Genomic DNA, 11,535 nt, shown 5'->3' on the forward strand with positions numbered 1-11,535 from the left:
CCCGGGCCGGCCGGCTCCCCCTGGCGGGGGAGGCGGATCGTGTGGTGGGAGGAGGCACCGGCGCTCCCGCCCGCGGGAGGGTGGGGGGCATGACCACAACGATCTCCGCCGGCGGGGTCGCCCTGGCCGGGCAGGCGGTGCCGGACCCCCCGGGCACCGGGACCGCTGACGTAGAGTCGGCCGGGTGATCACGGGGGTGGGCGCGGGCGGCACCGCGCGGCGGATCGGCGGTGCGCTGCTGGGCCGGCGGGCCCGGCTGCGCTGGGTGCACCTGGTGCTCGGCGGCGCCCTGCTGATGCCGTACTGGATGCTCTCGACCGTCCTGCTCGGGGCGCTCGACCCGGCGCACGGCTCCGTGGTCCAGGTCCTCCTCTACTTCGCCGCGCTCGCCCTCTCGCTGCCGATGGCCGCCGTCACCGCCCTGGTGCCGACGGTCCGGTCGCTGGAGGGGGCGGCGGCACGGGCGCTCTGCGCGCCGGAGCGGGCCGAGGAGGTCTCCGCCGGGCCGGCCAGGTCCTGGGCCGCCAGGCGCCGGAGCGCCGCCTGGTACGTGCTGCACGTGCTGTTCGGCGGGATCGTCAGCGGGATGACGCTGGCCGGGACGCCGTTCGCGGTGGTGCTGGTGATCACTCCGCTCGGCGGGCCGGCGGTGGACGACGTGGTGCGCTTCTGGCAGGACCGCGGGTTCCCGGCCTGGCTGCCCGGACCGCTGCTCGGCCTCGCGCTCCTGCTGCTGATCCTCGCCACCAGCGCCGGCTGCGGCGCCCTGCTGGCCCGGTGGGCGCCGGTGCTGCTCGGCCCGACCCCGGAGGAGCGGCTGGCCGCCGCCGAACGGCGGGCCGCCGTCCTCGCCCAGCGCAACCGGCTCGCCCGCGAGCTGCACGACTCGGTCGGCCACGCGCTCGGCGCGGTCGGCATCCAGGCCTCGGCGGCGGCCCGGGTGCTGCGGACCGACCCGGACTTCGCCGCCGAGGCACTGCGGGCGATCGCCGAGACCGCGCGGGCGGCCGTCGCCGAGCTGGACGCGGTGCTCGGGCTGCTCCGCGAGGAGGACCGGGCGGACGCGGAGTCCGCCGGACCGACCCTGGCGGGGCTGGACGACCTGCTGCGCCAGCTCGCCCGCACCGGCGTCGAGGTCGACGCCGAGCTGGCCCCCGGGCTGCACCGGCTGCCGGCCGCCGTCTCCCGCGAGGCCTACCGGATCGTCCAGGAGGGTCTGACCAATGTGCTGCGGCACGCCGGGCCGGCGCCCGCCGGGCTCCGGGTCGGCCTGGCGGCGGACCGGCTGGAGATCGAACTGACCAATCCGCTGGGCGAGGCCCGGCCCAGCCGCCCCGGCGGCGGCCGGGGGCTGCGCGGGATCGGCGAGCGGACGGCGGTGCTGCGCGGCGGCTGCGCCGCCGGACCGACGGACGACGGGACGACCTGGCGGCTGACCGCCTGGCTACCGCTGGAGGGAGCACGATGAACGACCCGACCGGAACCGTCCGGGTGGTGATCGCGGACGACGAACGGCTGGTGCGGACCGGCCTGCGGGTGGTGATCGACGCGGAGCCGGACCTCACCGTGGTCGGCGAGGCGGCGGACGGCGCCGCGGTCGTCCCGCTGGTGCGCGAGCTGCGCCCGGACGTGGTGCTGATGGACGTCCGGATGCCCGGCATCGACGGCATCCGGGCCACCGAGCAGCTGGTCGGCGGGATGGCCGAGCCGCCCCGGATCCTGGTGGTCACCACCTTCGAGCACGACGACCACGTGTACGACGCGCTGCGGGCCGGCGCCGCCGGGTTCCTGCTGAAGCGGGCCAGCGCGGACGAGATGGTGCAGGCGGTGCGGCTGGTCGCGCGCGGGGACTCGCTGCTCTACCCGGCCGCCGTGCGCGAACTCGCGCTGCGCCAGCGGCCGGCGGGGCGGTCGGCGGCCGCGTCGGGGCACGGGCCGATCGGGCGGCTCACCGAGCGGGAGGGGCAGGTCCTGCGGCTGATGGCCGCCGGGCTCAGCAACGGCGAGATCGCCGGGCGGCTGGTGCTCAGCCCGGAGACGGTCAAGACGCACGTCGGCAGCGTGCTGGCCAAGCTCGGCGCCCGCGACCGCACCCAGGCGGTGATCGCCGCGTACGAGTCGGGCTTCGTCCTGCCGGGGTGACGGCGGGACAAGGGAGCGGCCGGGTGGCGGGGGACGAGGGAGCGGCCGGGTGACGGCGGGACGAGGGAGCGGCCGGGGCCGGGGGCCTGCCACCTGCGGTGACGTTTCTTCCGTCCCGGCCCTACCAGCGAGTAGAGTGCGTCGATCCCCCCTCTTCCACCCGATACCTCCCGTATCGCCTGAAACGAACTGGTGACCGCATGTCAGTCCGGACCAGCCCCGCGCTCTGGTGGCGCATGGGCATCGTGCTCTCGGCGGGCCTCGGCCTGACCCTCCAGACCGCCCCGCTGGTCTACTTCACCATCCAGAGCAACGTGATCGTGCTCGGCTACTTCATCGGCGCGGTCTACTGGATGGTCAAGCGCGGCACGGTGGACGCGCCCGCCCCCCGGCTGCGCGGGGCGGCCACGCTCTACATCCTGATCACCGGGCTGGTCTCGCACATCCTGCTGGAGCACGGCGCCAACCCGCTGCCCGGGCTCTTCGACGGGCCGGACAAGCTGCAGCACTGGTCGTCCTTCTTCCTGCACTACGTCACGCCGGTGATGGTGATCATCGACTGGCTGACGCTGAAGCCGCGCAACGCCTCCGCCTGGCGCGACATCCCGCTCTGGCTGGCCTTCCCGCTCGGCTACGCGGCGATCGTGCTCGCCCGCAACGGGCTGTTCTCCAACTACCCGCTGCCGTACCCGTACTTCTTCTTCGACCCGACGACCAAGGGCTACGGCTACGTCTGGGGCCAGATCGCGCTGCTGACCGTCGAGTTCGTCGTCCTCGCGGCCACGGTGGTCGGCCTGGACCGGCTCGGCACGCTGGTCGCCCGCAAGCTGCGGCCCGCGACCGAGCCCACCGGGGCCTGAACCGGCCCACCAAAGCCTGAACCGGGGCGTGAAGCGGCGCCGGCGCCGGCCGCCCGGGCCGACCCCGCCATCGGGGCCCGACCCGGTGGGCCGGGCCCCGGCGCCGGCCGGCTACCGCGGGCCCACCGGCCGCAGTTCGCCGTCCAGCTCCAGCCAGCGGGTGATCCCGAGGCCGCGCAGGAACGGCAGGTCGTGGCTGGCGACGAGCAGCGCCCCCTGGTAGGACGCGAGCGCCTGGGTCAGCTGGCGGACACTGGCCAGGTCGAGGTTGTTGGTCGGCTCGTCGAGCAGCAGCAGCTGCGGCGGCGGATCGGCCAGCAACAGCGCGGCCAGCGTGGCCCGGAACCGCTCGCCGCCGGAGAGGGTGGCGGCGGGCTGGTCGGCCCGGCCGCCGCGGAACAGGAAGCGGGCCAGCCTGGCCCGGATCGCGTTGTCCCCCGCGGCCGGGGCGAACTGCTTGACGTTCCCCACGACGCTCAGCCCGTCGTCCAGCACGTCCAGCCGCTGCGGCAGGTGGCGCAGCGGCACCGGGGTGATGATCTCCCCCTCCAGCGGGGCGAGTTCGCCCGCGATGGTGCGCAGCAGGGTGGACTTGCCGGCGCCGTTGCGGCCGATCAGGGCGATCCGCTCGGGTCCGCGCAGGTCGAGGTCGGCGGTGGTGCCGTACGGCAGCCGGACCTTCTGCAGGGTGAGCACCGTGCGCCCGGCCGGCACGGCGGTGCGGGGCAGGTCGATCCGGATCTCGGCGTCGTCGCGGACCGCCTCCTCGGCGGCGGTGAGCCGCTGCTTGGCCTCCTCCAGTCGCTCGGTGTGCATGCCCTGGAGCCGCCCGGCGGTCTCCTGGCCCTGGCGCTTCAGCTTGCCCGCGAAGATGTGCGGGTCGTTGCGGGTGACCGAGCGCTTCCTGCCGTAGCTGGCGCTGCGGTCCAGCTTGGCACGGGCGTCGACCAAGTCCCGCTTCTGGCGCTGGACATCGGCCTCGGCGTTGCGCAGCAGCCGCTCCGCCGTCTCCTGCTGCGCGGCGACCGTCCGCTCGTAGTCGGCGAAGTTGCCGCCGTACCAGGTGACCTGGCCGTCCCTGAGGTCGGCGATCTGGTCCACGTGCTGGAGCAGCTCGCGGTCGTGGCTGACGATCACCATCACCCCGCTCCAGCCGGCCACCGTCTCGTAGAGCCGCTCGCGGGCGGACCGGTCGAGGTTGTTGGTCGGCTCGTCGAGCAGCAGGACGTCCGGCCGGCGCACCAGCAGGGCGGCCAGCCGCAGCAGCACGGCCTCGCCGCCGGAGAGTTCGCCGGTGGTGCGGTCGAGGCCGAGCCGGTCCAGACCGAGCCGGTCGAGGGTGGCGCGGGCGCGCTCCTCGACGTCCCAGTCGTCGCCGACGGCGTCGAAGTGGCGCTGGTCGGTGTCGCCGGACTCGATGGCGTGCAGCGCCTCCCGGGTGGCCCGGATGCCGAGCGCCTCGTCGACCCTCAGCCCGGTGTCGAGGGTGAGGCCCTGCGGCAGGTAGCCGAGCTCGCCGCCGACCCTGACGGCGCCGGCGGTGGGGGTGAGTTCGCCCGCGACGAGGCGCAGCAGGGTGGACTTCCCCGCGCCGTTGAGGCCGATCAGGCCCGTCCGGCCGGGGCCGACGGCGATGTGGAAGCCGTCGAGCACGGTCGTGCCGTCGGGCCACTCGAAGCCGAGGTCGGTGCAGAGGACAGCGGTACTGGGTGATGCCATGGGGAGGCCTCCCGGGTGGTTGCAGACGGTCTGGGGAGCAACACGGGAGACACCGCGGGCGGCGCGTGGAGGGGCCCGGAGCGTGGCGGGGCCGGGCGGGCAGCGAGGACCGTCGAAGATCGGACGGAGGGATGCCGGGCCGGCTCACCACTGAGGTCGCGCACTCGCACACGCACACACCGCGGGCAGCAGGGCTGCGGGGCGGCGGGGGGCGGTGTCTCGGGACCTCAGTAGAGCAACGGCCTTCTCCTGTTCTGGCGGGTGGCACGAACCACGGTACGGAGGCTCCCGGGGCCCGGCAAGCGATTAATTCCGTGCGGATCACGTGCTGATCCCGTGACAGCTCCGCCCCGGTCCGACCCTCGGGCGGGGGCGCCGCCGCCCGCATGGCAGACTCCTCCCCTGCCATGCCTGCGGCTCGGGCGGCATGGCACGCATCCACAGGGGGAACTGAACTCATGTCACCGATATCCCGGACCACGCGTGCTGCGCTGGGCGCCTCCGTCGTCGCGCTGACGATGGTGGTCGCGACCGCGTGCGGTCCGGACAACAGCGACGCCACCGGGGCCCAGACCGCGGCGCCGACCGCCGCCGCGACCACCGGGGCCGGCACCGGCACACCGGGCGCCGCCCCGGTCAAGCTGCCCACCCTCGACGAGCTGAAGAAGTGGAAGTTCGAGGACTGGGACAAGTGGGCCCAGCAGAACGTGATCACCCCGGCCGTGCAGGGCTTCTGGGACCTCCAGAAGATCCTCAAGGCCAAGCCGTACAAGCCCGGGCCGGCCAAGGAGCCCAGCGGCCAGCCGACCGCGGCGCAGCCCACGGCCCAGCCCACCGGCGCGACGCCGAGCCAGCCGGGCTCCCAGCCGCCGGCGGACAACGGCAACGACCCGCTGCCGAAGGTCGTCCAGGAGAAGCCCGTCCCGCACCCGTACGCGAAGAACTTCCACGTGAACGGCAAGCTGTTCTTCCAGGACGGCGCGCAGGAGTACGTCTGCTCCGGCACCGTGATCTCCGACCCGGCCAACCCCGGCAAGAGCAACCTGGTGTGGACCGCCAGCCACTGCCTGCACGGCGGCAAGGGCGGCAAGTCGCACACCAACATCACCTTCGCCCCGGCCTTCAACAGCACCGGCGTGCTGAGCGGCGGGAAGCAGGCGCCGCTGGCGCAGGCCGAGCCGTACGGCGAGTGGGGCGCGGTGGCCGGCATCGTCTCCCCGACCTGGGCGGACGAGGCCGACCCGGAGTACGGCGGCCCGTGGAGCCAGTACGACTTCGGCATCATCCGGGTGGCCAACCCGGACGGCAGCAAGAAGTCGCTGGAGGAGGTCGTCGGCGGCTCCGTGCCGGTCTGGTTCAACGCCCCGCGCGACCAGGTCTCCGCCGTGAGCAGCTACGGCTTCCCGGCCGGCAAGCCCTTCGACGGCATGGAGCTGGAGCACTGCGACAGCGGCAAGCCGGTCCGCCACACGATCGACCCGAGCCGCCCGGCGATGCTGACCATCGGCTGCAACGGCACCGGCGGCGACAGCGGCGGCGGCTGGTTCGCGACCAAGGACGGCAAGCAGGTGCTGGTCTCGGACACCTCCATCGGGGGCAACGACAACACCTGGGAGGCCGGCCCCTACCTGGACGACGTCGCCCAGCACGCGCTGGAGTACATCTCCAAGAAGACGAAGTGACCTGAGTCACCTCCGGCAGCACGTCCGACCCCGGGGCCCGCGGCCTTTCCCGCCGCGGGCCCCGGCGCGCTCCCCCGCTCTCCTAGAATCGGAGACATCATGAGCGCCACACTCGTAGTCAAGGACCTCGTCGCCGGCCACGGCGACCGCACCCTCTTCTCCGGCCTGGACCTGGTCGTCGCCCCCGGTGACGTGATCGGGCTGGTCGGCGTGAACGGCGCCGGCAAGTCGACGCTGCTGCGGCTGCTGGCCGGGCTGGACACCCCCGAGGGCGGCTCGCTGCGGCTCAGCCCGGCGGGCGCGAACATCGGCCACCTGCCGCAGGAGCCGGAGCGGCGCGAGGGCGAGTCGGTCCGGGACTTCCTGGCCCGGCGCACCGGCGTGGCGGCCGCCCAGGCGGCCCTGGACCTGGCCACCGAGGGCCTGGTCGAGAGCCGCCCCGGCGCCGACGACGACTACGCGGCCAGCCTGGACCGCTGGCTGGACCTCGGCGGCGCCGATCTGGAGGAGCGGGCCGAGGAGGTCGCCGGCTCGCTCGGGCTGACGGTCTCGCTGGACCTGCCGATGACCGCGCTCTCCGGCGGCCAGGCCGCCCGGGCCGGCCTCGCCTCGCTGCTGCTCTCCCGCTACGACGTCTTCCTGCTCGACGAGCCCACCAACGACCTCGACCTGGACGGCCTGGAGCGCCTGGAGTCCTTCGTCAAGGGCCTGCGCGCGGGCACCGTGGTGATCAGCCACGACCGCGAGTTCCTGGCCCGGACGGTCACCCGGGTGCTGGAGCTGGACCTCGCCCAGCAGCAGGTCAACCTGTACGGCGGCGGCTACGAGGCGTACCTGGAGGAGCGCGCGGTGGCCCGCCGGCACGCCCGCGAGGAGTACGACGAGTACGCCGACACCAAGGCCGGCCTGGAGGCCCGGGCGCGGATGCAGCGCGGCTGGATGGAGCACGGGGTGCGCAACGCGCGCCGCAAGGCCGGCGACAACGACAAGATGGGCCGCGCGATGCGGACCGAGTCGACCGAGAAGCAGGCCTCCAAGGCCCGGCAGACCCAGCGGATGATCGAGCGGCTCGACGTGGTCGAGGAGCCCCGCAAGGAGTGGGAGCTGCGGATGGAGATCGCCACCGCGCCGCGTTCCGGCGCCGTGGTCGCCACCCTGCGGGGGGCCACCGTCCGGCGTGGCGACTTCGCCCTGGGACCGGTGGACCTGCAGATCGACTGGGCCGACCGGGTCGCGATCACCGGTGCCAACGGCGCGGGCAAGTCCACCCTGCTGGCCGCGCTGCTCGGCCGGCTCGAACTCGACGGCGGCGACGCCGCGCTGGGCTCGGGCGTGGTCGTCGGCGAGGTGGACCAGGCCCGCGGCCTGTTCCTGGGCGGGGAGCCGCTCTCGGACGCGTTCGCCGCCGCCGTACCGGAGTTGAGCCCGGAGGAGGTGCGCACCCTGCTGGCCAAGTTCGGCCTGAAGGCGGCGCACGTGCTGCGGCCGGCCGACACCCTCTCCCCCGGCGAGCGCACCCGGGCGGCCCTGGCGCTGCTCCAGGCCCGCGGCGTGAACCTGCTGGTGCTGGACGAGCCCACCAACCACCTGGACCTGGTCGCCATCGAGCAGTTGGAGTCCGCGCTGGCCTCGTACACCGGCACGCTGCTGCTGGTCACCCACGACCGGCGGATGCTGGACACGGTGCAGGTCAACCGGCGGATCGAGGTCCGCGGCGGGCGCGTCCACGAGAGCTGAGTGGTCTGGTCCACTCGTACGATCGGGCGGTCCGGGACTCTTCCCGGACCGCCCGTCATGTGCTGTGCTGTCGGCCATGGTTGACAGTGCAGTGGCAGGGACGCCCGCCTACCCGACCGTCCCGCTGATCCCGATGACGGTGCCCGCCCACGAGGCAGAGGCACGCAGCAGGTCCTTCCACGACGTGATGGCGCGGCGCCGGACCGTCCGCGACTACGCGACCCGCCCGATCCCGGACGGCGTCGTCGAATGGGCGATCCGCACCGCGAACACCGCGCCCAGCGGCGCGCACGTCCAGCCCTGGCGGTTCGTGGTGATCACCGATCCGGAGCGCAAGCGGCGGCTGCGCGAGGCCGCCGAGGCCGAGGAGCGCGAGTTCTACGCGCACCGGGCCTCCGAGGAGTGGCTGGCCGCGCTGGCCCCGATCGGCACCGACTGGCGGAAGCCGTTCCTGGAGGACGCGCCCGCCGTGATCGTCGTCTTCGAGGTGCACAAGGGCCCGCGGTCGCCGCGCCCCTACTACACCAAGGAGTCCGTCGGCATCGCCGTCGGACTGCTGCTCGCCACCCTGCACCAGGCGGGCCTGGCCACGCTCACCCACACCCCGAGCCCGATGAAGTTCCTCAACGAGGTGTGCGAACGGCCGGCCGAGGAGCGGGCCGCCTACGTCATCCCGGTGGGCTATCCGGCGGAGGGGGCGCGCGTCCCCGACCTGCGGCGCAAGGAGCTCGACGACGTGCTGACACGCCTCTGACGCGCCCGGGGGCGGCGCCGGCTCCCCCGCGGTTCGGCGGTGGCCGGCGCTCCGGGGCCCGCCCATAATCGCTGTCATGACTCACGTCACGCCACCACCCTGCGAGGACGTACCCGGCCCTGCCACCGCCCCCGCCACCGGATCCGGCACCGGACGGCGCCGACCGGCCCCGGGCGAGATCTCCACCGGCCGGCCGCCGGAACTGCTGCGGCTGGCCGGCGGGATCTCCCTGCGCCGCCGCTCGGCCGCGTACGCGCGCGCGCTGAACGCCGCCGTCCGGACCGATCTGGAGCATCTGCGGCCCTGGCTGGAGTGGGCCGCCGCGGCCCCCACGCTGGCGCAGACCACCGAGCTGACCGCGGCCGGCGCGGCCGCCTGGGACGCGGGCACCGACTTCATCTACCTGGTCGGCCTGGACGCCGAACCCGGCAGCGTCATCGGCTCGTTCGGCCTGCACGGCCGGATCGGGCCGGGGGCGCTGGAGATCGGCTACTGGGTGGGCTCGAAGCACGGCGGCCGGGGCATCGCCACCACCGCCGCCGGGGCGCTGAGCGCCGCCGCGCTCGCGCTGCCCGGCGTCCGGCGGGTGGAGATCCACTGCGACCAGGCCAACACCGCCAGTGCGGCCGTGCCGCGCAAGCTCGGCTTCCGGCTGGCCCGGATCGCCGACGCGGCGGTTCGGGCGCCCGGTGAGACGGGCCGGCAGCTGGTCTGGGTCAAGGAGCGCTGAGCGCGGGGCCGGCCGGCCCGGTCGGCCCCGCACCCTGTGCCGCCGGCCCCGGGAGCCCGGCCCGGAAGCCCGGCCGGGCAGCCCGGCCCGTCACCCGGTCAGTAGCGCCCGCCGGTCGGCGCCGGCAGCGCGTCCAGCTCGGCGAGGTCGGCCGCCGAGAGCACCAGGTCGGCCGCCCCGGCGTTGTCCACCAGGTAGCGCGGCGTCTTGGTGCCCGGGATCGGAAGGACGTACCGGCCCTGCGCCAGCACCCAGGCCAGCGCGACCTGCGCGGGCGTCGCGCCGACCCGGTCGGCGACCTCCTTCACCTTCGCCACCAGGGCCAGGTTGGCCGCCAGCGCGTCCTGCTGGAAGCGCGGCAGCGAGCGGCGGAAGTCGTCCGCCGGCAGCTCGTCCAGGGAGGAGATGCTGCCGGTCAGGAAGCCCCGGCCGAGCGGCGAGAACGGCAGGAAGGCGATGCCCTCGGCCTCGGTGTACGGCAGCACCTCGGCCAGCGCGTCCCTGGTCCACAGCGACAGCTCGGACTGCACGGACGCCACCGGGTGCACCGCCTGGGCCCGCTTGATCTCCTCGACGGTGACCTCGGAGAGCCCGATCCGGAGCGCCTTGCCGGCCGCGACGGCCTCGGCGAGCGCGCCCCAGGTCTCCTCGATCGGCACCTCCGGGTCGACCCGGTGCAGCTGGTAGAGGTCGACGTGGTCGGTGCCCAGACGGCGCAGGCTCTCGTCGATCGCGCGCCGCACGTGCTCGGGCCGACCGTCGTTGTCGACCCGCCGGTCGCCGGTGCCCGGCACCAGGCCGACCTTGGTGGCCAGCACCGCGCGCTCCCGGTACGGGCCGGCCAGGGCGGCGCCGACCACCTCCTCGTTGCTGTACGGGCCGTAGATGTCGGCGGTGTCGATCAGCGTGACGCCGAGGTCCAGCGCCTCGCGGATCACCCGGGCCGAGGTGTCGTCGTCACGGTTGCGCAGGTCGTAGGCCCAGGTCATGCCCATGCAGCCGAGACCGACCACTCCGACCTCGGGACCCTGCTGACCAAGCGTGGTGGTACGCATCTTCCGGTGCTCCTTCGTGTCGTGGATCAACGGCACCAGCCTCTCCCTTGGAGTGCGCTCAAGGTCAAGCCCGCGCGCCCCGCACGAAGTCCCGCCAGCCGCCGGACAGCACGAGATCGGCGAGGACGCGGTAGCCGCCGGCGCCCGGGTGCGCGCCGTCGCCCGCCGCCGCCTCGGCCGCCCAGACCCGGTCCGCGGCGAGCGCGGCCGTCACGTCGACGAACGGCACGCCGCGCTCGGAGCAGAGCCCGGCGATCCGCCCGGCGAGGTCCAGCAGCGGCTCCAGGTGGTCCCGGCCCCAGCACGTCACCGGCGGCGGCCCGACCACGAGCACGCCGAGGCCGCGCTCGCGGGCGCCGTCCAGGATCGCGGTCAGGTCGGCCAGGCAGCGGGCCGGCGCCACCCGGGGTCCGCCGTCCTGCGGCGTGGCGTCGTTGCTGCCGACCGAGACCACCAGCCGGTTGTCCGCGCCTGGCAGGGTCCGGGCGTCGAGCTCCGGCCAGATCCGGCGCAGCACGTCCGAGGAGGTGTTGCGCCGGACGCCCAGGTTGAAGGCGGTGAGCTCGGCGGGCGCCGCCCGGCCGGTCTCCTGGAGCACCCGGCCGACCCAGCCGCGGTACTCCGGGTCACCGACGCCCTGGGTGAAGGAGTCCCCGATGAAGCAGATGCGCAAGTCCTCGATCATCCGGTCACGGTAGGGCGCGGCCGACCACGCCGGGCACCTTTCCACAGGGTGGACGCCGCCACCCCCGGCCCCGGCCTGTCGGCGCGGTCGGCACCCGTCCTGGCGCGCGGCCGGACCCGGCCGAGCGCCAGGACGGGGAGCGTACGAAGCGCGGCCGGGGCGCGCGGATCG

10 protein-coding genes are annotated in these 11,535 nt (G+C 74.7%); 7 read left to right on the forward strand and 3 right to left on the reverse strand.

Annotated elements, in window-relative coordinates; all coding sequences use genetic code 11:
- Positions 1–184: 184 nt before the first annotated feature.
- The 3 genes from ACFWA9_RS35285 to ACFWA9_RS35295 all read left to right on the forward strand — a co-directional run bounded on the left by ACFWA9_RS35285 (position 185) and on the right by ACFWA9_RS35295 (position 3,002).
- A complete protein-coding gene (locus ACFWA9_RS35285; RefSeq protein WP_380392951.1) occupies positions 185–1,468 on the forward strand; it encodes a sensor histidine kinase in 1,284 nt (427 codons plus the stop codon).
- Positions 1,465–2,142, forward strand: coding sequence for a response regulator (locus ACFWA9_RS35290; protein WP_380392954.1), 678 nt, complete (start codon positions 1,465–1,467; stop codon positions 2,140–2,142). The genes ACFWA9_RS35285 and ACFWA9_RS35290 overlap by 4 nt, the downstream gene beginning before the upstream one ends.
- A 200-nt stretch (positions 2,143–2,342) precedes the next feature.
- Positions 2,343–3,002 (forward strand): Pr6Pr family membrane protein, encoded by a 660-nt coding sequence (locus ACFWA9_RS35295; RefSeq protein WP_359810642.1) that lies wholly within the window; start codon positions 2,343–2,345, stop codon positions 3,000–3,002.
- A gap of 111 nt (positions 3,003–3,113) precedes the next feature.
- On the opposite strand, the gene ACFWA9_RS35300 is transcribed toward ACFWA9_RS35295, so the two are convergent.
- Positions 3,114–4,721, reverse strand: a complete 1,608-nt coding sequence (locus tag ACFWA9_RS35300; RefSeq protein ID WP_380392956.1) for an ABC-F family ATP-binding cassette domain-containing protein — start codon at positions 4,719–4,721, stop codon at positions 3,114–3,116.
- Positions 4,722–5,179: 458 nt separating this feature from the next.
- Here ACFWA9_RS35300 and ACFWA9_RS35305 point away from each other — a divergent pair, with 458 nt between their 5' ends.
- From ACFWA9_RS35305 to ACFWA9_RS35320, 4 genes are all read left to right on the forward strand, one after another.
- Positions 5,180–6,403, forward strand: a complete 1,224-nt coding sequence (locus tag ACFWA9_RS35305; protein WP_380392958.1) for a hypothetical protein — start codon at positions 5,180–5,182, stop codon at positions 6,401–6,403.
- A gap of 99 nt (positions 6,404–6,502) precedes the next feature.
- Positions 6,503–8,140 (forward strand): ABC-F family ATP-binding cassette domain-containing protein, encoded by a 1,638-nt coding sequence (locus ACFWA9_RS35310; protein ID WP_352296532.1) that lies wholly within the window; start codon positions 6,503–6,505, stop codon positions 8,138–8,140.
- Between the two features lie 76 nt (positions 8,141–8,216).
- Complete coding sequence (locus ACFWA9_RS35315) at positions 8,217–8,894, forward strand: nitroreductase family protein (protein ID WP_329487068.1); 678 nt, start codon at positions 8,217–8,219, stop codon at positions 8,892–8,894.
- A 76-nt stretch (positions 8,895–8,970) separates the two neighbouring features.
- On the forward strand, positions 8,971–9,624 hold the full coding sequence (locus tag ACFWA9_RS35320) for a GNAT family N-acetyltransferase (RefSeq protein ID WP_380392961.1): 654 nt from the start codon (positions 8,971–8,973) through the stop codon (positions 9,622–9,624).
- 98 nt (positions 9,625–9,722) lie between these two features.
- Here ACFWA9_RS35320 and ACFWA9_RS35325 read toward each other — a convergent pair whose 3' ends face one another.
- Positions 9,723–10,679, reverse strand: a complete 957-nt coding sequence (locus ACFWA9_RS35325; protein ID WP_329487070.1) for an aldo/keto reductase — start codon at positions 10,677–10,679, stop codon at positions 9,723–9,725.
- Positions 10,680–10,743: 64 nt separating this feature from the next.
- Positions 10,744–11,364: a GDSL-type esterase/lipase family protein gene (locus ACFWA9_RS35330; protein WP_380392964.1), complete on the reverse strand. Its 621-nt coding sequence runs from the start codon at positions 11,362–11,364 to the stop codon at positions 10,744–10,746.
- Positions 11,365–11,535: the final 171 nt, after the last annotated feature.

It is taken from the genome of Kitasatospora sp. NPDC059973 (assembly GCF_042737525.1).
Lineage (GTDB): Bacteria > Actinomycetota > Actinomycetes > Streptomycetales > Streptomycetaceae > Kitasatospora.